The following is an 18,975-nucleotide window of genomic DNA, read 5'->3' as shown; positions in this document are numbered from 1 at the left end:
ATTTATATCCAAGAAAATTTCTCTTTCATTATTTTGGTTTTATTACTCAATAAATACTCCGTGAAAGCTTTTGCAACGGGAGACGGATTTTTTTGCTTGAGCCAAATTAAACTCCAAGTCGATTTTAAAGGTAATCCTTTGATTGGAATAATATGTAAATCGCCATTGTTTAACTCATTTTTAATACCAATCAACGGCATGATGGAACAACCTAAACCGGCAATAACAGCTTGTTTTACCGCTTCATTTGAAGTTAATTCCATTTTTTTGACCAATTGAAGTTTGTTCGATTCTAAAAATCGCTCCATCACCTGTCTTGTACCCGAACCTTTTTCTCTGTAAATGATGGGGATATTTTCAATGATGGATTTGTCATTCATTTTTTCTGAAAAAATATACTCTTTATTTCCCACAAAATAGAGCCTGTTCTCCATCAAATCAATTTTCTCAATATCCATATTTTCCGGTAAAATGGAAACAAGAGAAAAGTCTACTTCATTGTATTGCAAACTTTCAATAACTTTTAATTTGTTTGTCACATCAAGCTCTAATTCTACAGCTGAGTTTTCTTTTAGAAAATCGGTAATAAAATAGGGAATTACATATTTTCCGGTAGAAACCACCGATATTTTTAGACGACCGGATAATTGTCCCTTAAACGAGGAAGTTTTATAATTTATCGCCTGAATTTCGTAAACAATTTTTTGGGCGGCAAGGGCAATTTCCTTACCAAAATCAGTTACATACAATTGTCTGCCAATTACTTCTGTAAGCGGAATGTCAAACTGATCCTGAAATTTTTTTAATTGAATTGAAACAGCCGGTTGGGTTAAATGTAACGCCTCAGAAGCCTTAGTAATGCTTTTGGTTTCTGTAATCTTTAAAAAGATGATCAATTGATGTAAAGTATAATGCATAACTATTGTTTATGTATTTCATTACAAATATAAATAAAAATATATAAAATGTTTTAGAGAAATTTGCAGTATTAAATTTTATCTAATGAAAAAAATAATTAGTAAATACGGTTTAATTTATGCTTTAGTCTGGCTTTTTACAGGTTTAATAGCAACATTATTGCAACCTAACAATGTTATTTCAAATTTTTATTTAGGACTCGGAATCTTGTTTACACTCTATTTCTTCAAGTCCAAGAAACTAAAAATAGAATAATTTAAAAATTAAACAATTTAAAAACACATCACAATGAAAACAAATTTAACCTTCGATCTCATCAACGGAACATTCCAACCCACAGAAGCCAAAAATGTTTTGTTTACATTAATTAAAGATAAAATTAATTTTCATGAATTGGAAATGTTTAGTGCCTATGAACGGTATGGAATAGAATTACCTCATTCTAAAAAAAGGGTAGCTGAGCTAAAGAATGCATTGCTCAAAATTGAAGAAACCATCAAAGAATTTGAAAAGTCAAATACTGATATTCAAATTATTGGAGCAATTGAAATAATAGCTGTAGAAAAGAAAGAGAAACATGAAGTTTTTTAATGGAAGAAAACTTATAATTGCCACAAAGCACCAAAAAGAAAGAGTGATTTTACCATTAGTCAAAGCGAATATGCATGTTGATGTTTTTGTACCATCGGATTATGATACAGACAAGTTTGGGACTTTCTCAGGCGAGATTGCCAGAACAACCAATGCGTTGGAAGCTGTGCGAAAAAAATGTCTTGATGCGATGAATGAATATGGTTATGATTTAGGAATTGCTTCTGAAGGTTCATTTGGTCCACATCCCAGTTTGTTTTTTGCTCACGCAGATGATGAAATATTAATTCTGATTGATCAAAAAAATAATCTTGAAATTATTGCTCGAGAGGTGAGTTTAGAAACTAATTTTTCCGGTGAGAAAATACAAACTTACGAACAATTGATTGAGTTTGCCAAACGGGTTCAATTTCCATCACATGGTTTACTTTTAAAAAATGGCGAAAACCATTTTTCAAAAATTCAAAAAGACATTTCGGATTGGGAGCAGTTAAAAAGCATTTATGATTCTTTTGTGCAACATTCGAAAGAGATTTGGGTTGAGACAGACATGCGAGCCCACCAAAATCCAACTCGAATGAAAATAATTGAACAAGCAACTCAAAAGTTGATAAAGAAAGTCGCTTCACTTTGCCCAAATTGTCAAACACCAGGCTATGATGTCAAGGAAGTTGTTAAAGGTCTTCCCTGCAATTGGTGTAAATCACCCACTTTATCAACTTTAGCTTTTCGCTATGCATGTCAAAAATGTAGTCACACAACGCTTGAAAAATATCCAAATGGAAAACACTATGAATCACCCGAATTCTGCTCCTACTGTAATCCCTAACAAAAGAACGAGTATTACAAAATCTGTAAAAAAAGCAGCTTTTTACTTAAACAAAGGCGAGGTAGTTGCCATACCCACCGAGACGGTTTATGGGTTAGCTGCGTCAATATATAATGAAAATGCTCTAAAAAAAATATTTGAAATAAAGGATCGCCCTTATTTTAATCCGCTTATTGTACACATTGATTCGTTACAGTCTTTAAATAAAATCGCAATCAATGTCCCGGAAGTTGCCTACCGATTAGCCGATAAGTTTTGGCCGGGTCCGCTAACCATGATTTTTGATAAAAATAAATCTATTTCAAATTTGATCTCCGGAGGAAAGAATACCATTGCTGTACGAATGCCTAATCATCCCCTAGCATTAGAATTGATAAAAAAAGTCGATGTTCCTTTAGCCGCACCAAGTGCTAATCCTTTTGGGTCAATAAGTCCAACTTCAGCCAAACACGTTGAAAAATACTTCAAAAATCAACTCGATGTTATTTTGGATGGTGGCTCTTGTGCAAAAGGAATTGAATCAACCATCATCGGTTTTAAAAACGATGAAGTAGTCATTTATCGGCTTGGATCACTTTCATTAGAAATGTTAGAGTCGGTAGTTGGACAAGTTAGCGTTAGAAAACATACCCAAAAGAACCCTATTGCACCGGGAATGTTGGACAAACATTATGCTCCAAAAACTCCGATGATTTTATGTGACAACCCTATCAAAACGGCATCTAATTTAATTGGGAAAAACATTGGCATAATTGTTTTTGATATAAAATCACTTTGTACCGATTATCAAATTGAAGTTTTATCACCAAGTGGTGATTTAGAAGAAGCAGCAAAAAATCTATATGCAGCCATGCATAAGTTTGATGACAAAGGCTTTGACTTACTCATTGCACAAAAGTTTCCGGATGTTAGCATAGGAAAAGCCATCAATGACCGGCTGATAAGAGCCTGTAAAAAAGACACCAATTTTACTCCCAATAATATATTTATTTAATGAATCTAGATCTTTTACTACAAAACTTAACCAATCCGGCCTTACTTTTTTTTGTACTGGGAATTTTAGCGGTACGATTTAAAAGTGATTTGGAAATTCCGAATAACTCTTCAAAGTTCATTTCATTGTATCTTTTGTTTTCAATCGGATTCAAAGGCGGTCAGGAATTAGTTCATAGTGAACTAAATCTTTCCATATTATGGGCTTTACTTTTTGGAATAATTGTAGCCATCGCTATTCCGCTTTATACTTTCTTTATTTTAAAAAGAAAATTATCAATTGAAAATTCTGGAGCGATAGCAGCTGCATATGGTTCAGTCAGTGCTGTTACGTTTGTAACTGCAGTTTCTTTTTTAGAAATTCAAAATATTTCCTTTAATGGTCACATGGTTGCTGTCATGGCCTTGATGGAAGCCCCTGCAATCATAGTTGGAGTAATTTTGATTCGATTGTTTGGGCAAAAAAATTCTTATAATGGAAAAATGGGATCTATTATTAAACATTCTTTTACAAATGGAAGTGTTTTTTTAATCTTAGGAAGTTTGATGATTGGGTTTTTAGCCAGTGACAAAGAGGCCATGGGAATTAAACCTTTTACAACAGATATTTTCAAAGGATTTCTAGCCATTTTTCTATTGGATATGGGAATCGTTTGTGGAAAAAAAATAAACGATTTTTTAAAAAGTGGATGGTTCACAGCTCTATTTGCCATTTTGATTCCTTTATTCAATGGCGTTTTGGTGGCATTGCTGAGTCAATTTGTTACAGATAGTATAGGTGATCGATTTATGTTTGCTGTGTTAGCCGCAAGTGCTTCTTACATAGCTGTTCCGGCTGCCATGAAAATGGCGGTTCCAAAAGCTAATCCGGGGTTGTTTGTGCCAATGGCATTAGCAGTTTCTTTTCCATTCAATATTACTATCGGAATGCCCATTTATCTAACAGTAATTACTTGTTTTTAAAAAATATAACACTATAAATTTTAAACTTGAAAAAAAAAGCAAGCGAACAACAAATCAAAAACAATCAAATAATAAATAACTGGAAATCATGAAGAAATTAATTGTAACAACAGTAGCAGCACTTGGATTTTTAATCACGTCGTGTAATCAAATGGCGGAAAAAGTGAAAGAAGAAGCACAAAATACAGTTACACAAACCAATGAACAAGTTCAAAAAGTAATTGACGATTTAGGTTTAGTTTATGTAGAAGAAGGAGCTCAAAACATCATCACGTATGAAGAAGTGAACGCGGCACAACAAGCCTGGTGTGATGCTTTGGTGAAAATTGGTAAGTTAAAAGAAGAAGGCGGCGATTACAAAGCTTATGCAGAACAAGTTTTGACGGAAGCTTATAATTATGATAATGGAAAAGTATTCTTTAAGCCAACCTTAGCTTTTGGTGATCAAACCTTCAGAAACACAAAACAAGGTGCTTTAGCTTATTTTGTAGGAGGTGATTCGGAATTCCCAAACGACAAAGGTTTTGCTTTAAAACCATGGGTAAAGGCTCGTTATGACAATGCCGGAGAAAAAAATGAAGGAATTCAAATTTATGGTTCGGTTGCCATTACAATGGGAAATGTTTGGGTGACAGATAAAGAAGGTAACGAAGTTATGGTAGATAAAACGTGGGTTTTCAGAAAAGGGAAAGATGGTAAATTAAGAATTATTGTGCATAAATCTTCTTTGCCGTTTAGCCCGGGTACTTGATTGTTAGTTATTCTGGAAAAGGCCAAAAGTAAACATTCTTTTGGCCTTTTTATTTTTATATTTTAGGAGTTGAAATACGCAAGCAAACCTTTTTTTTTATAAAAAATTATTGGGTTGACTTATTAGCAACAGCAGTTATTTAGTCTTTATCGACCATATCTTTTAAATGCACTCGCAACGCTTTTACAGAAATACTAATTTCCCAAAACGAAATGCCTAACGAAATCAATAAGGCTAATAAACTTCCGCCAAAAAGAACAATACCGGGCAGGTGGTATTCAAAAAATAAGACCAGCATTGCAAACACCGACAAAAACAAACTCAACACACCGGCCAATTGCATATACCGAATCAACGTTAACCGTAGGTTTAAATTTGAAATTTCAATCAAAATGCTTTTGTTTTCTTTTTCATCATACGTTTTTTTTAAACCCCGTACAATTTGAGCAATGGTTAAAAAACGATTGGTATAAGCCAATAAAATCAACGAAGTTGCGGAAAAGAGTAGGGCGGGAGTTTCGATGGTAAGGGTCATTTTTTTGTTTCAGGTTTTAAGTTTGCTTCGCCAGTCGCCCTTTGGGCTCGTGTCAGGTTCAAAGTTCGTTAATTTTAAGTAAACCTTTGTCAAAGTTTTATACTTTGACAAAGGTTTAGAATTATTTGAGAACTTTAAAAATCTCAACCTCCTTTTTATGTTTTAAGGTTACTATTTCCGCTTCTCTATCCAAAATATAATCAATGTTCAAGTTGGTAATGTCGAAACTAATTTCAGTTATAAATCGGTTGGAAACATTTGAGTAGTTTGATTCTATTTCTTTAGTATCAGAAATAAGTTTTAACTCTTTTTCGGCACCTTGAAAGATTATTTCGCAACCTTCAAATGTTTTCATCTTCCTATTGCCAATAATGATAATGTCAAGAAAACTGTATTCTGAAAGTTCATTGATTTCTGCCCAAATGCCACCATTAATTGAAGATGCAATTTTTTCGCCTTTTACATTTTCAATTTTACTTTCTGTAACTGTATCAATATGATTTCTTTTAATGGCAGCCGGATTTCCCAAGTCTGCTAAAAGAAGATCTAATTTTTTTAGTAGATTCATTTGTTTGAATTCAATTGTTTTCAAATGTAATAATTTTCTAAACCTTTGTCAAAGTTTAAAGTATTTTAAAACAAAGCAATACTTTTAAATCTATTTCACACTCGGCCATATAACTGAGTCAAACTCAAAGTCAGATAATTTTGGTATGCTATTTTTTAAATAAGGATAATTATAGATTAAATTTTCATTTGATTCAGGATCTACTTTATTTATGTAGATTTTTTTATCTCGAAAATCAATCTGTCTAAAGTACCGAAAATAATCATTTTTATCATTTTCAGTGTAATTAAGTAAGTCAAAATCATAATTATCATAAACGAAACTAAAGTAATAGCCAATTTTATTTCGGTGAAAAAATAATTCAATTGAATTATCTTCTTCTTCATGCTTAAAAATTGCAACATAGAATTGCTCTGAATTATTCTCCACACTAGTTGATTCAAAAATTATTTTTTTTGAAGTACATTCATTAATGATTTCATTTTCATCGTAAAAATAAATTGTTATTTGTAAGGAAGTGTATTCTTCACCTTTTTCTAAAGTGCAATATGCTTTATCCAAAGAACTATTTTTATCAAAATCATAACTAAATTCTCTCACTCTTGAAATTCCATCCTGAGAAAAAGCAAATGACGTCGATAAAATGTAACAAAAAGCAAAAATATATTTCATTTCAAAAAGACTTTACATTACAATACGTCAAAAATCTTAAAATATTGTCATAAAAAAACCTGCAAGCTTTCACTCACAGGTTTTACTATTCACTAATCACTAATTACTAATCACTAATTACTAATCACTAATTACTAATCACTAATTACTTTTATTTAATCATCTCAAAACTCCTTTTCACAAAAGCCGTCAATTCTTCACCTTTCAACAAGCCTTGCGAGATTTTGGCTAAGTCCATCGCTTGTTTTACCAAATGCTCTTGAGCCGATTTGTCTTCTGTGGAAAGGATGGTTGTAGCTAAATTAGAATTGGTATTTACAACCAAATTATACATTTCCGGGAAATTACCCATACCAAACATTCCGCCACCTCCGGACTGACTCATTTCTTTCATGCGTCGCATAAATTCCGGTTGCGTAATCATGAATGGTGCGGCATTGCTGTCCATGGCTTCCAACTGAACGGTGTAGGTTGCTTTTGGAACCAATTCTTCTAAAACTGTTTTTAATTTGGTTGATTCTTCTTCCGATAATTTTGAAATTTGCGTGTCATCTTTCTGAATCAATTTGTCAATGTGATCTGAATCGACACGAACAAACGTCAAGTTTTCATTATCAGCTTCCAATTTTTGAATCAAATGCGAAACAATCGGACTGTCTAACAACAACACTTCATAGCCTTTTTCTTTGGCAATGTCGATGTATCCGTGTTGAGCTTCTTTGTTGGATGCATATAAAACCACCAATTTTCCGTTTTTGTCCGTTTGATTGGCGGCAAGTTTTTCTTTTAATTCCGCTAAAGTGAAAAATTTATCATCAACGGTTGGATACAATACAAAATCGCCTGCTTTTTCATAGAATTTAGGTTCAGAAAGCATTCCGTATTCCAACACGATTTTGATGTCATTCCATTTTTGTTCAAAATCTTCACGGTTTTCGTTGAATAATGATTTCAATTTATCGGCAACTTTTCGAGTAATGTAATTGGAAATCTTTTTCACATTACCATCCGATTGTAAATACGAACGCGAAACATTCAACGGAATATCCGGTGAATCAATTACACCGCGAAGCATCACTAAAAATTCAGGAACAATTCCTTCTACATTATCCGTTACATAAACCTGATTTTGGTATAATTGGATTTTATCTTTTTGAATTTGTAAATCCGCCGACATTTTCGGGAAATATAAAATCCCGGTCAAATTAAACGGATAATCCACGTTCAAGTGAATGCTGAACAACGGATCTTCAAATTGCATTGGGTACAATTCACGGTAAAATTCCTTGTAATCTTCATCTTTTAATTCTGTTGGAGCTTTTGTCCAAGCCGGAGTGGGGTTGTTGATGATGTTATCAACTTCAATTTCTTCCGATTTATAATCTTCAGGAGCATCTTCCGGTTTTGGAAGCGTTTCTTTTTTAGTTCCGAATTTAATTGGCACCGGCATGAATTTATTGTATTTTTTCAACAATTCACGGATTTTATAATCTTCTAAAAATTCTAAAGAATCTTCAGCAATGTGAAGGATTATTTCTGTACCCCGATCAGTTTTATCACTTGGAACTAAAGTGAATTCAGGACTCCCATCACAGGTCCAATGAGCAGCCGATTCGTCTTTATATGATTTGGTAATGATTTCCACTTTGGAAGCCACCATAAAAGCCGAATAAAAACCAAGGCCAAAATGTCCGATGATGCCTGAATCTTTGGCAGAATCTTTATATTTTTCTAAAAATTCTTCGGCACCGGAAAAGGCCACTTGGTTGATGTATTTTTCCACTTCCTCAGCAGTCATTCCCAAACCTTGATCGATGATGTGTAGTTTTTTATTCTCTTTGTCAATTTTAACTTCAATTTTTGGGTTGCCATATTCTACTTTGGCTTCACCGATTGAAGTTAAATGTTTTAGTTTTAAAGTAGCATCGGTTGCATTAGAAACCAATTCACGAAGAAAAATTTCGTGATCACTGTATAAAAACTTTTTAATTAAAGGAAAGATGTTTTCTACAGAAACATTAATTTTTCCGGTTGTCATATTTTGAATTTTAAGTTAAACATTATTGCTAAATCACTATGCAAAAGCAATACCATTTCTTAAAATATGACAAAATGACGTAGAACAAGTTTGACAAAAAAAGAAGTTAATTCCGCCTCATCACAAATCAATAGGTTTTATCTTTGCAGAGCTAACTTTTAAATTAGTGTAATATGAAAAAAATAATTTTTATTAGTCTTTTATCAGTGCTGATTTTGTCCTGTAAAACAAATACGGCAACAAAATTAGACAACAAAGCCGAAGTGGCTATGAAGGGAAATTGGATAATTGCGTCGGTTTCCTATCCCGGCTCAGAGTATATCAAAGTGAGTTCATTTGATATTGCTGATTCACAGTGTTTTGTAGGTAGCACATGGAAATTTGTTTCCAACAATAACAAAGGTGAAATGGCTCTAACCAAAGCAAGTTGCCCGGTTTTTAGTTCACCTATAACTTGGTTTGTAAACAAAGACGGGAATTTTGTTATGAAAGTATTGAATGCCGGAGAAAAAGCAAAGAAAGTCAAAGAAGGTTATGTCTTGAAAGTAGCGAATCAAACTGAAAATTCTTTTCAATTAGTGGATAGAATTACTGTTGGAGGTTCTATGGCAGATGTGGTTTATCAATTTCAAAAAGCAAATTAATTTTAAAAATAACAGATGATGAAAAAAATTATATCCATAAGTATTGTTGCTGTTTTTGCATTAGGTACACTTTTTACAAGTTGTGAAGCTGCAAAAAACACCAATAACACACAAAGAGGTGCCGGAATTGGTGTGGCTGCCGGAGCTGTAATAGGTGGAATCCTTGGTAATAATATCGGAAAAGGTGGAAATACAGCTCTTGGTGCTGTAATTGGAGGAGTTGTAGGAGGCACTGTTGGCGGTGTAATTGGAAACAAAATGGACAAACAAGCCAGAGAAATAGAACAAGCTTTACCAGGTGCAGAAGTAAATAGGGTGGAGGAAGGAATCGTAATGATTTTGGGTGAAAACTCGGTGAATTTTGAAATTTCTAAATCAGTGCTTACGCCAACAGCAAAAGCGAACTTAGATAAGTTGATTCCTGTTTTTCAAAGCTATGCAGACACTGATATCGTAATTTACGGTTATACCGACAGCACCGGACGTTTAGAATTTAATCAAAAACTATCCGAAGACCGAGCCGCTTCTGTGAGAAGTTATTTAGTTAGTAAAGGTTTAAATGCTTCAAGGTTTAAAACCAAAGGAATGGGGCCTAACGATCCCATCGACAGCAATGAAACCGTAGAAGGAAGAAGCAGAAATCGCAGGGTTGAGTTTACCATCACTGCCAACCAAAAAATGATTAAAGAAGCTGAACAAGAAGTGAAAAACTAATCATTTTCTCGAATGAATTAAGGCCATCATTACTGATGGTCTTTTTTTTTGAAAAAACTTTAACAAATATTTTGTTTAAATAATTTTGACAAAAGTTAAACAAAGTAGTATCTTTACATCAATAAATTATACCAATAATGACAACAACTAAAAAAGCAACCACAAAGAAAAAACCAATTACCGACGATCAAATTATAAGCATTTATATGGATCAGGTGTTGCAAAACAATGCCGAACCGAAGAATGTATACTTGTTTTGCCAAGAGAATAAAATTACCGAAGGTGATTTTTATGCTCATTATGGTTCGTTGGAAGCTTTGAAACAAGACATTTGGTTGAAATTTTTTGAAAATGTAAAAAATACGGTGGAGTCGGATGAGAACTATGACACTTATTCCAACAAAAATAAATTGCTCACGTTGTATTTTTCATTGATTGAAATATTGACATTAAATAGAAGCTATGTGGTCTTTGCTTTGAAAGAGGAAAAGAATATGTTGAAAAATTTGCAACAATTGAAGACTTTTCGAAACCACTTTAAAAGTTTTATCGTAGATATGATGAACACGCAAACTTCTGAAGAGGATTTTAAAGTCAATAAGATTGCAAAACCGCTCTATGTAGAAGGTGCTTGGGTAGAGTTCTTATTTATTCTGAAATTTTGGTTGGATGATACTTCCAGAGGATTTGAAAAAACCGATGTGATGATTGAAAAAGCAGTGAAAGCTACTTTTGATGTGTTAGACACCACTCCATTAGATAGTTTATTGGATTTGGGAAAATTTGTTTGGAAAGAAAAATTTAATTAACAGCACTCATTTGCGTGAGGGATAGCAGCGGAAAGCCCGGAAAGAGGAGGAACGACGATTGAGGACTTGCAGCGGATAGCCCGGCCCTTGTGGACACGCCCAAAAAAATATGAAAACATTAGACAAAATACCAACCAACAAAATTGAACGTGCGGGACAATTGGTGAAAACCGGCTTGAAAGTAGGAGGAAACTACATTGCCTATTACGGTGAAAAAGTGGTGAATCCGAGTTTGACTAAAGATAAATTGAACGAGAATAACGCAGAGGATATCTATGACGGACTTAAAAACCTGAAAGGGAGTGCATTGAAAGTGGCACAAATGCTGAGTATGGAGAAAAACATTATGCCGAGAGCGTATGTAGAAAAGTTTTCGCTGGCACAATTTTCGGTGCCGCCGTTGAGTGCTCCGTTGGTGAGAAAGACATTTAAAAATTATTTGGGAAAATATCCTGAACAACTATATGATTCGTTTACGCCTGATTCAATTAATGCGGCGAGCATCGGTCAGGTGCACAAAGCCGCAAAGGATGGGAAAAATCTTGCTGTGAAAATTCAATATCCGGGCGTGGCGGAAAGTATTAGTTCAGACCTGGCAATAGTGAAACCTTTTGCTATTAAGATGTTCAACCTCCAAGGAAAAGATTCGGAGAAATATTTCAAGGAGGTTGAGCATAAATTACTCGAGGAAACGGATTATGATTTAGAGCTAAAGCAAGGAAAATTTATAGCTGAAGCATGTGCGATGATTCCGAATTTGCGTTTTCCGAAATATTATGAAGAACTTTCTTCGAAGAGAATTTTAACGATGGATTGGATGGAAGGTGAGCATTTGTCTGAGTTTACTGCTCACAATGCAAACCGTGAAAAAGGTGATAAGTTGGGTCAAGCATTATGGGATTTTTATATGTTCCAAATGCACAGCTTGAAACAAGTGCATGCCGATCCGCATCCTGGAAATTTTTTGATTGATGAGAATGCGAATTTAATTGCGATTGATTTTGGTTGTATCAAACAAGTTCCGGAAGAGTTTTATGTACCGTATTTTGAATTGGCACGACCTGAAATCATTGGAAACCCAAAATTATTTAACGAAAAGTTATTTGAATTAGAAATATTGCGAACCGATGACTCACCCAAAGAAATTGAGTATTTCACCAAACTTTTTCATCAATTGTTGAGTTTGTTTACGCAACCGTTTCATGGCGATTTCTTTGATTTTTCTGATGAAGAATTTTTTGGAAGCATTGCCAAAATGGGTGAGGAGTTCTCGAAAGACACGCAATTGCGAAAAATGAATGGAAACAGAGGTTCAAAACATTTTTTATACATTAACAGAACGTTCTTTGGTTTATATAATCTTTTGCACGATTTAAAAGCAAGAGTAAACACCAAAGACTACGAAAAATACATTGCCAACTAATTTTTAGTTGTTTATATAAAGTTTGTTTATTTATTGGTTAGGTTGACAAGAGCGACACTCCACGTTTGAGTTTGTCGCTCTTGTTCTTTTTTTAGAAATTCATAAATAACGTAATTTTGAATGGAACGCGTATTGAACGGATGAAATTGATTCAATCGGGTTTTGATAGTTTTGATATAATAGATGAAAATGGATTTACTTAGTATTTTTTTTCTTTGAAACACTAATTTACCAAAAATCTCCTCCGATTGACTAATTGCCCGATTAATTACCCAACGCCCAAACCAACGCTTTCTCTTTTGTAGCCCGATAAATCGTATGATGCTTTTCCTTTGGTTCGTTAGAAAACGTCCATTTTAAGTTAGCAGGATTTAACTCAGTCAGGATTTTCGCTAATTCTTTTGTGTGTTTTGCAATGTCTTTCGCATTGGAACCGGCAAACCAAAACTGTTTCGGTGAGGCAGGAAATTGAGCTAAGTTGGTTTTTGCAGTTTTTACCAACTGTTGATTATTCCACCATAACGAAGGATCCATCGCAATATAAAAATCAAACATCTCAGGATGGTTAAATAGTGTTTCCACAATAAAAAGTCCAGCAAGTGATTCGCCAATGATTCCTTTTTCAGCTTTGGTGCGGTAACGTTTGTCAATTTCTTTAAAAAGTTCTACTGTAATAAATTCTCTAAACTTTTCGGCACCGCCAATCACAGGTGCAATTTTCTTGTCTTCTTCCACTTCGGTTGGACAGGAAAGGTCTCTGCGACGCACTGTGTTTTCAATGCCAACCAAAATAACCGGTTTGATGCGTTTGCTTGCGATAAGTTCTGCCAACGTATTGGCGATATGCGGAAAATCTTCTTTGATGCCACCATCCGGCATATATAAAACGGTGAGTGAGTCACTACTTGTTTTATAATTTGGTGGTGTCCACACATTAATTGTACGGGTTTCATTCAGGATTTTGGATTCTATCGTAAACGAATCGTGTGTTGGAATCGGATCCTGCGGTTGAGCATTGTTTTGACAAGCGAGTAGTAAAAAATAAGCTATTAGTAAGGCATAAAGGTTTTTCATGGTTTATAATTTTATACAGGAAAAAAGTATTTTTTAAACCCCAAACTGCATTAAATGATGATCCAAATGTTTGTAGAATAAAACATTCCACTCCTTGGAAGTCATTTTTCCAAACGAGTGGTTTTCCTTTCCTTCAAAATACGATTCGCCCAATTCTTGACATTTGCGAACATAATTGATGAGTTTTACTTTTTCTGCTTCAAAATCTTTTGAACCAACCACAACAAACTCAGGAGAAGTTCGACTGTTTTTGGGATAAGGTTTTTCTCCCGTGACCATTTTTTTTACGAAAGTCTTCAACATAAATCCCATTAAAAAACCGGGTTTTTTAAACTTTTCGGGTTCAAAAGTATAAGAATAAGCCACGTTGCAGTGAGCTAACATTTGGTCGGCACTCATTTTTCCCCACAATGGTTGCTGGGTTGGAGTGAGTTGATTAATGCGGTTAATGAATTGTTGGGTTACTTCTTGACTAAAAATATTTTTTATCATGATATTATAGTTTTATTTTTTTCTAAATCATTCAATAGAAACAACGATGATTAGCTAAACTATCGGTGTTGGTCAATCAAGATATTATTCCCGTCTGGGTCGGTTAATGTAATATGAGCAGGACCGTTTGTATTTGGTTCTGTTTCAGAGGTTAAGGTTATGCCGTGACTTTTTAAATGTTGCTGAATGGCTCTAACATCATCAAATGATTCAAGGTTTTGAGCATTTTCATCCCAACCCGGATTAAAAGTAATAATATTGTTTTCAAACATTCCTTCAAATAAACCAATAATGGCGTTCCCGTTTTTTAGGATTAACCATTTTTGGTTAATATCTCCGCCTAAGCTGGAAAATCCTAAACTTTCGTAAAATTCTTTAGATTTTTGAATGTCTTTCACCGCAAGACTTATTGAAAAAGCTCCTAGTTTCATAATTGTTTATATTTTGGTTTGTTATTCAAATATAACAATTTTAGTTTTTACTTTTTCGCTATTACAATGGTATGAATATCAAATTTTGTTTCCGAAATTTTATACTTCACCTTAAACGTTTTTATTTCTCCAAATTGAAAACGATTCAATTGTTCTAAAATGTCGTCTAATTTGTGGTAATAAAAATAAACGCGTCCGCCGCTACCCACTTTAAAATCAGATTTTTCAGGATCGCCTTCTACAAAACTTAAATAAATCAAGCCATTTTCGTTTAATAAGTTATATGTGTCAGCAATTAGTTCGTTGCACTCCTTTTGCGACAAATAGGGAATACAAAACCCACCAATAATGCCGTCATAGTTTGTGTCAAGTGTGTGAATGTCTCGGCTATCCATTACCGCAAAATCTGCTGTTGGGTTGTTTTGCTTTGCTAGTTCTATCATATTGGGTGCAATATCAATTCCAAATATGTCAAAGTCCGGTCTTTTTGACAGAATATATTTCGTGATGTTGCCTGGTCCGCAACCAATTTCCAACAGTTTGGCTTTGGGTTTGTCAATTGTTTTACAAATATAATCGTAAGTATCATTATACAAGTCTAATTCCATAAACTTGTCTTGGTATAGTGAAGCAATGTTGTTCCAAGTGTGAAATGTTTCCTTGTATTTGTCCATTGTTTGGTGTTTTACTTTCTTTTTAAAGATAGAAAATGGTTGAATAGTTTGGAGGGCAGGAGCTAAAGTTTGCACTAGCGTTGGTTATTCTAGCTTTGAAAAGGCATCATAGCTTAAAAAGTCCTTTCTGCTTATGGTAAATAATGGTGCTCCGTTTTCATCCAAAATGATGCCTATAGTTTCGTCATTTTTTGGAAAATAAATTTGGTATTTCGCACCATTGTTTAGTAAGATAGTATAGTTGTCAATTGTTCTTTCAGTTGATCCCTGATGACCCATACCGGTTTGAATAAAAGTATGTTGAACTGTATTTCCTGAAATCTCTTTTATAGTAATTTTTTTTTGCAAAAAAGTAATTTCATATTTGTCTCCATCTAAGTTAACTGCTTTCCATTTGCCTTGATAATCTTCAGAGCTTCCGCAAGAGTATAGTAAGAGAAGTAAACAGTTCACTAAAACTAATTTTATTTTTTCCATGGTATAATTTAAAAATTATGTATAATATAAAGTACACTTTTCTGGTTTGAGTGTCACACTCATAAACAATTTGTTTATTAAATACTTTCAAAGATAGAAAATAGTTGCATAAGTTGGGTTGGTTTATTGCGAGGTATGGAGACATCTTTGAGCGGGGAGACTTACCTAAATACCAAAGCCCTATCAAAAGTATAGATAGTGTATGACTAATGTATGAATTGCAGTAAATTAAACAGAGTTTATCGTCTTTTTTAAAAACAATAGGTAGAGGATAAAATATAAACCCGATGACCATGCATACACATGGTCATACAGTTTCGGGTTTACTAAATTGGAAGTAAGTTACTTTAAAGGGCTTCCAAAAAATGAACTTTTGCTACACTATTCTCAGGTAAAACAGTTGTAGTTATCTAATTTGTTGTACTTCAAAGAAAGTTTTAGTCGCAAACGAGTCGATGGCTACAGTAGGTTGGTAGTTTTGTACATAAATTTCCACAGTACCGCCAGCGGCTAAGTTCACCATACAATTAATGTTTCTGTGTACAGGACCATTGCCGTAATGGTTTCCGGTAGTTTCTTGATATAATGTACCGTTAACATACACACCAATAGAATAGAATTGGCCATTACTTTGGTTATCTGTATGAAATCCGGCATTTACTTGATAGATTCCGGCAGTAGCAGCCGTAAATGTACCGCCTGCAAATTCTGATTTTGTATCAATAACCGTTGTATCAAAATTTATTTTTTCCCATCCTGTTGTTCCCAACGCCTGATTGGCACTCAATCTAATCCGCATAGCAGAAAGTGTTGTCAATGGATAAGGAACCCAAGAAGCATTTCCGGCAGCATCACTTTGCAAAATATAATTTGCTGTAGCTCCGTTCGTCATTTGTAGAGTGGTGGTAGTGGTGTTTCCGGCAACGGTTACACTGGTGCCATTGTCGGTGATAATTCCATCTACTAAGCTAGTACCATTCCATTTCGGAACAGCATTTGCCGTTACAGAAGATACTTGTGGATCGGCTTCAGTAATTGCCAATGTTGCAGGATCTACCCAAGTAGCATTACCGATTGCATTACTTTGCAAAATATAATTAGCTGTAGCTCCGTTTGTCATTTGTAATGTAGTAGTAGTGGTATTTCCGGCAACGGTTACACTGGTGCCATTGTCGGTGATAATTCCATCTACTAAGCTAGTACCATTCCATTTCGGTACTGCATTTGCCGTAACAGAGGATACTTGTGGATCGGTTTCGGTAACGGTCAATGCACTTGGGTTTACCCAAGATAATACCCCCGTTGCATTGGTTTGCAAGATTTGAGTATCAGCTCCTCGAGCCACCGGAAATTGATAACCTGTTCCGGCAGGATCGCCAATTTGAAAAGTACTGTTTGTTCGCAGAATTCTGGAAGGAGCAAACTCACCATAAATCAACGATGTAGCGGGGGTTGTATTTGAATTGGAAATGTATAATTTATTTGAACCAGCTTCTGCCAAACCTGCTTGATAGCCAATGCCCACATTTCCTGATCCGGCCGCCACGTTTTGCAAAGCACTATGTCCAACAGCGGTATTATTTGTTCCGGTAGTGTTTGTGAGTGCGTTGTATCCAATAGCAACGCTTCTTGCAGTAGCTGAATTAGCATCCAAAGCATTTGCACCAACGGCTGTATTTTGAGTTCCTGTTGAAAAGGCACCAGCATTAAATCCAACAAATGTACCATCAGAAGAAGTGGCGGCAAAACCGGCATCTCTTCCGATTGCCGTGTTTCTGGATCCGGTGCTGTTATCATTCAAAGCTCCTGCACCAACGGCTGTATTATTTGTAGCACCGGCATTGCCTTGTGAGGCATTCCAACCGATTGCTGTATTACTTGAACCGGAATTATTAAATAACGCATGCCATCCAACAGCGGTAGAGTTACTTGCAGCAGAAGTAGTTCCAAACATAGCTTCCCAACCAATTACGGTGTTTTGATTTCCGTTGTTTCTTCCAAGTGAACGTTCTCCGATAGCTACATTTTGTGCTCCTGTTGTAGCAGCTTGATGGGCTTGATAACCCATCGAAGTATTTGAAGCTCCGGTTGTAAGAGCGGTTGATGCTTGTGTTCCTACTGCGGTATTAAAACTTGCTCTATTATTATTTAAGGCTTGAAATCCTAACGCGGTGTTGTCTGATCCTACTAAATTGTTTCGTAAGGCTTGAAAACCAACTCCGGTATTGTTACTTGCTGTGGTGTTTCCCCGCATGGCTTCAAAACCAACGCCGGTGTTGTTGTTTCCGCTAGAGTTTGTTCGTAATGCTTCAAATCCAAGAGCCGAGTTGGCACTTCCTGTGTTTAATGTTAATGCACTGTTTCCAACTCCTGTGTTTTGAATTCCTGTAGTGTTTGTAGCTAATGACGCGTTTCCAACAGCAACATTATTAGCTCCTGTATTAAGTAATAAAGCATTATTACCAAAAGCAGTGCTATTGGAGGCTGTTCCGGCAGTTAATGCTCCCACACCAAATGAGGTGCTAGTTGTGGCTATTTTTCCGGCAGCAACATTATTTCTTCTGAATGCTACATCTACATTGTTTCCTGCAGCTGTTCCCATAAAGTTAACATTGTCAACAATGTCGGTATTTCCTGTAATTTGCCAGCCTGAACCTCCTGTGGCTAATCTTATCCAAGGGCCTGTAGCCGAGCTTAGATAATAAAATCCCGGGGTTACATCGCCGGTTGTGGCGGTGTTATAAACCAATTCAGAAGCCGTTCCTGTTAAAACGGTTACCGTTGTTGTATTTACCAATGCTACTCGGGGAATCAATAAACCTTCGTTGGTAGAAGTGATGTCTAAAGCAGCATCGGGAGCGGTTGTACCGATTCCAACTTGTGCCTTAAGACAGTTTACAGATGAGATAATAAAAAATGTAGCGAGTAAGATTTTAATGTTTTTCATAACTGTTTTTGTTTTCACTTTTCGTGACATGCTCTCTTTTGCTTTTGATGATAAAGGAATAATTCGTAAAATATACAAATTAAAAAATACCTCTCAGTAAAGAGAGGCATTTTTAATTTGCTTTATTTTTTAGAACTTATTGTTTCACTACACGTACGGTTCTCGTTTCTTCACCTTGTGTTACAATCACGTTGTAAACACCTGATGGGTAACGATCACCGAATTGGTAGTTACTTGCATCTTGAGCTTTCACTTCTTTCACTTCTAAAAGTCTTCCTGTCATGTCATACACAGTCAAGCTAACAGTTTCAGTATTTGAAGTTCTCACATCAATGGCAAAACTTGAAGTAAATGGGTTTGGATAAGCAATGGCTTTGAACTCATTTGAAGCACCCTCATCCATTCTTGTAACTTCATCTGTTCGTCCAACTC

At 35.1% G+C, this 18,975-nt stretch carries 22 protein-coding genes; 9 read left to right on the top strand and 13 right to left on the bottom strand.

What is annotated here, in order from left to right; all coding sequences use genetic code 11:
• Positions 1-2: 2 nt before the first annotated feature.
• The gene (locus ACIQ0M_RS00715; protein ID WP_396148712.1) at positions 3-917 is read right to left on the bottom strand and encodes a LysR family transcriptional regulator; all 915 of its coding nucleotides are present in this window, start codon (positions 915-917) and stop codon (positions 3-5) included.
• A gap of 289 nt (positions 918-1,206) precedes the next feature.
• Between ACIQ0M_RS00715 and ACIQ0M_RS00710 the strand changes: the two genes are divergently transcribed.
• The 5 genes from ACIQ0M_RS00710 (at position 1,207) to ACIQ0M_RS00690 (ending at position 5,045) form a co-directional block, all read left to right on the top strand.
• A complete protein-coding gene (locus ACIQ0M_RS00710) occupies positions 1,207-1,509 on the top strand; it encodes a hypothetical protein (protein ID WP_396148710.1) in 303 nt (100 codons plus the stop codon).
• On the top strand, positions 1,496-2,338 hold the full coding sequence (locus tag ACIQ0M_RS00705) for a DUF6671 family protein (RefSeq protein WP_396148709.1): 843 nt from the start codon (positions 1,496-1,498) through the stop codon (positions 2,336-2,338). Before ACIQ0M_RS00710 ends, ACIQ0M_RS00705 begins: the two co-directional genes overlap by 14 nt.
• Positions 2,289-3,332 carry an L-threonylcarbamoyladenylate synthase gene (locus ACIQ0M_RS00700; protein WP_396148707.1) on the top strand — a complete coding sequence of 348 codons (1,044 nt, stop codon included), beginning with the start codon at positions 2,289-2,291 and terminating at the stop codon, positions 3,330-3,332. Before ACIQ0M_RS00705 ends, ACIQ0M_RS00700 begins: the two co-directional genes overlap by 50 nt.
• The gene (locus ACIQ0M_RS00695) at positions 3,332-4,294 is read left to right on the top strand and encodes a sodium-dependent bicarbonate transport family permease (RefSeq protein ID WP_396148705.1); all 963 of its coding nucleotides are present in this window, start codon (positions 3,332-3,334) and stop codon (positions 4,292-4,294) included. The genes ACIQ0M_RS00700 and ACIQ0M_RS00695 overlap by 1 nt, the downstream gene beginning before the upstream one ends.
• A gap of 88 nt (positions 4,295-4,382) precedes the next feature.
• The gene (locus ACIQ0M_RS00690; RefSeq protein WP_396148703.1) at positions 4,383-5,045 is read left to right on the top strand and encodes a hypothetical protein; all 663 of its coding nucleotides are present in this window, start codon (positions 4,383-4,385) and stop codon (positions 5,043-5,045) included.
• 139 nt (positions 5,046-5,184) lie between these two features.
• On the opposite strand, the gene ACIQ0M_RS00685 is transcribed toward ACIQ0M_RS00690, so the two are convergent.
• The 4 genes from ACIQ0M_RS00685 to htpG form a co-directional block, all read right to left on the bottom strand.
• Positions 5,185-5,580: a DUF2721 domain-containing protein gene (locus ACIQ0M_RS00685; RefSeq protein ID WP_396148701.1), complete on the bottom strand. Its 396-nt coding sequence runs from the start codon at positions 5,578-5,580 to the stop codon at positions 5,185-5,187.
• A 121-nt stretch (positions 5,581-5,701) separates the two neighbouring features.
• Complete coding sequence (locus ACIQ0M_RS00680; RefSeq protein ID WP_396148699.1) at positions 5,702-6,148, bottom strand: hypothetical protein; 447 nt, start codon at positions 6,146-6,148, stop codon at positions 5,702-5,704.
• A gap of 90 nt (positions 6,149-6,238) precedes the next feature.
• The gene (locus ACIQ0M_RS00675) at positions 6,239-6,820 is read right to left on the bottom strand and encodes a hypothetical protein (protein ID WP_396148697.1); all 582 of its coding nucleotides are present in this window, start codon (positions 6,818-6,820) and stop codon (positions 6,239-6,241) included.
• Positions 6,821-6,971: 151 nt separating this feature from the next.
• Positions 6,972-8,858 (bottom strand): molecular chaperone HtpG, encoded by a 1,887-nt coding sequence (gene htpG, locus ACIQ0M_RS00670; RefSeq protein WP_396148695.1) that lies wholly within the window; start codon positions 8,856-8,858, stop codon positions 6,972-6,974.
• A 173-nt stretch (positions 8,859-9,031) separates the two neighbouring features.
• Here htpG and ACIQ0M_RS00665 point away from each other — a divergent pair, with 173 nt between their 5' ends.
• The 4 genes from ACIQ0M_RS00665 (at position 9,032) to ACIQ0M_RS00650 (ending at position 12,448) form a co-directional block, all read left to right on the top strand.
• A complete protein-coding gene (locus tag ACIQ0M_RS00665) occupies positions 9,032-9,502 on the top strand; it encodes a hypothetical protein (RefSeq protein ID WP_396148693.1) in 471 nt (156 codons plus the stop codon).
• An 18-nt stretch (positions 9,503-9,520) separates the two neighbouring features.
• The gene (locus ACIQ0M_RS00660; protein ID WP_396148691.1) at positions 9,521-10,216 is read left to right on the top strand and encodes an OmpA family protein; all 696 of its coding nucleotides are present in this window, start codon (positions 9,521-9,523) and stop codon (positions 10,214-10,216) included.
• Between the two features lie 137 nt (positions 10,217-10,353).
• Positions 10,354-11,025, top strand: coding sequence for a TetR family transcriptional regulator C-terminal domain-containing protein (locus ACIQ0M_RS00655; protein ID WP_396148689.1), 672 nt, complete (start codon positions 10,354-10,356; stop codon positions 11,023-11,025).
• A gap of 109 nt (positions 11,026-11,134) precedes the next feature.
• Positions 11,135-12,448, top strand: a complete 1,314-nt coding sequence (locus ACIQ0M_RS00650; RefSeq protein ID WP_396148687.1) for an ABC1 kinase family protein — start codon at positions 11,135-11,137, stop codon at positions 12,446-12,448.
• A 26-nt stretch (positions 12,449-12,474) separates the two neighbouring features.
• On the opposite strand, the gene ACIQ0M_RS00645 is transcribed toward ACIQ0M_RS00650, so the two are convergent.
• The 8 genes from ACIQ0M_RS00645 to ACIQ0M_RS00610 all read right to left on the bottom strand — a co-directional run.
• Entirely contained in the window at positions 12,475-12,672 is a 198-nt protein-coding gene (locus ACIQ0M_RS00645; RefSeq protein WP_396148685.1) for a hypothetical protein, read from the bottom strand.
• A gap of 40 nt (positions 12,673-12,712) precedes the next feature.
• Positions 12,713-13,522, bottom strand: a complete 810-nt coding sequence (locus ACIQ0M_RS00640) for an alpha/beta hydrolase (protein WP_396148683.1) — start codon at positions 13,520-13,522, stop codon at positions 12,713-12,715.
• Between the two features lie 33 nt (positions 13,523-13,555).
• Positions 13,556-14,014, bottom strand: coding sequence for a DUF1569 domain-containing protein (locus ACIQ0M_RS00635; protein WP_396148681.1), 459 nt, complete (start codon positions 14,012-14,014; stop codon positions 13,556-13,558).
• A 59-nt stretch (positions 14,015-14,073) separates the two neighbouring features.
• Positions 14,074-14,445 carry a VOC family protein gene (locus tag ACIQ0M_RS00630; protein ID WP_396148679.1) on the bottom strand — a complete coding sequence of 124 codons (372 nt, stop codon included), beginning with the start codon at positions 14,443-14,445 and terminating at the stop codon, positions 14,074-14,076.
• Between the two features lie 47 nt (positions 14,446-14,492).
• Positions 14,493-15,119 carry a class I SAM-dependent methyltransferase gene (locus ACIQ0M_RS00625; RefSeq protein WP_396148677.1) on the bottom strand — a complete coding sequence of 209 codons (627 nt, stop codon included), beginning with the start codon at positions 15,117-15,119 and terminating at the stop codon, positions 14,493-14,495.
• An 84-nt stretch (positions 15,120-15,203) separates the two neighbouring features.
• Positions 15,204-15,596 (bottom strand): hypothetical protein, encoded by a 393-nt coding sequence (locus ACIQ0M_RS00620; RefSeq protein WP_396148675.1) that lies wholly within the window; start codon positions 15,594-15,596, stop codon positions 15,204-15,206.
• A gap of 406 nt (positions 15,597-16,002) precedes the next feature.
• Complete coding sequence (locus ACIQ0M_RS00615; protein WP_396148673.1) at positions 16,003-18,543, bottom strand: beta strand repeat-containing protein; 2,541 nt, start codon at positions 18,541-18,543, stop codon at positions 16,003-16,005.
• 136 nt (positions 18,544-18,679) lie between these two features.
• The coding region (locus ACIQ0M_RS00610; RefSeq protein WP_396148671.1) for a T9SS type A sorting domain-containing protein at positions 18,680-18,975 on the bottom strand (296 nt) is incomplete at its 5' end.

Source organism: Flavobacterium sp., from assembly GCF_044339515.1.
Lineage (GTDB): Bacteria > Bacteroidota > Bacteroidia > Flavobacteriales > Flavobacteriaceae > Flavobacterium.
This window is presented reverse-complemented; position numbering and strand designations above follow the sequence as displayed.

Coding starts and splice junctions, on each gene's coding strand:
- ACIQ0M_RS00690 (WP_396148703.1), top strand. CDS start 4,383: ATGAAGAAATTAATTGTAACAACAGTAGCAGCACTTGGATTTTTAATC.
- ACIQ0M_RS00680 (WP_396148699.1), bottom strand. CDS start 6,148: ATGAATCTACTAAAAAAATTAGATCTTCTTTTAGCAGACTTGGGAAAT.
- ACIQ0M_RS00710 (WP_396148710.1), top strand. CDS start 1,207: ATGAAAACAAATTTAACCTTCGATCTCATCAACGGAACATTCCAACCC.
- ACIQ0M_RS00655 (WP_396148689.1), top strand. CDS start 10,354: ATGACAACAACTAAAAAAGCAACCACAAAGAAAAAACCAATTACCGAC.
- ACIQ0M_RS00665 (WP_396148693.1), top strand. CDS start 9,032: ATGAAAAAAATAATTTTTATTAGTCTTTTATCAGTGCTGATTTTGTCC.
- ACIQ0M_RS00685 (WP_396148701.1), bottom strand. CDS start 5,580: ATGACCCTTACCATCGAAACTCCCGCCCTACTCTTTTCCGCAACTTCG.
- ACIQ0M_RS00705 (WP_396148709.1), top strand. CDS start 1,496: ATGAAGTTTTTTAATGGAAGAAAACTTATAATTGCCACAAAGCACCAA.
- ACIQ0M_RS00660 (WP_396148691.1), top strand. CDS start 9,521: ATGAAAAAAATTATATCCATAAGTATTGTTGCTGTTTTTGCATTAGGT.
- ACIQ0M_RS00615 (WP_396148673.1), bottom strand. CDS start 18,543: ATGAAAAACATTAAAATCTTACTCGCTACATTTTTTATTATCTCATCT.
- ACIQ0M_RS00715 (WP_396148712.1), bottom strand. CDS start 917: ATGCATTATACTTTACATCAATTGATCATCTTTTTAAAGATTACAGAA.
- ACIQ0M_RS00695 (WP_396148705.1), top strand. CDS start 3,332: ATGAATCTAGATCTTTTACTACAAAACTTAACCAATCCGGCCTTACTT.
- ACIQ0M_RS00650 (WP_396148687.1), top strand. CDS start 11,135: ATGAAAACATTAGACAAAATACCAACCAACAAAATTGAACGTGCGGGA.
- ACIQ0M_RS00635 (WP_396148681.1), bottom strand. CDS start 14,014: ATGATAAAAAATATTTTTAGTCAAGAAGTAACCCAACAATTCATTAAC.
- ACIQ0M_RS00675 (WP_396148697.1), bottom strand. CDS start 6,820: ATGAAATATATTTTTGCTTTTTGTTACATTTTATCGACGTCATTTGCT.
- ACIQ0M_RS00640 (WP_396148683.1), bottom strand. CDS start 13,522: ATGAAAAACCTTTATGCCTTACTAATAGCTTATTTTTTACTACTCGCT.
- ACIQ0M_RS00700 (WP_396148707.1), top strand. CDS start 2,289: ATGGAAAACACTATGAATCACCCGAATTCTGCTCCTACTGTAATCCCT.
- ACIQ0M_RS00630 (WP_396148679.1), bottom strand. CDS start 14,445: ATGAAACTAGGAGCTTTTTCAATAAGTCTTGCGGTGAAAGACATTCAA.
- ACIQ0M_RS00620 (WP_396148675.1), bottom strand. CDS start 15,596: ATGGAAAAAATAAAATTAGTTTTAGTGAACTGTTTACTTCTCTTACTA.
- ACIQ0M_RS00625 (WP_396148677.1), bottom strand. CDS start 15,119: ATGGACAAATACAAGGAAACATTTCACACTTGGAACAACATTGCTTCA.
- htpG (WP_396148695.1), bottom strand. CDS start 8,858: ATGACAACCGGAAAAATTAATGTTTCTGTAGAAAACATCTTTCCTTTA.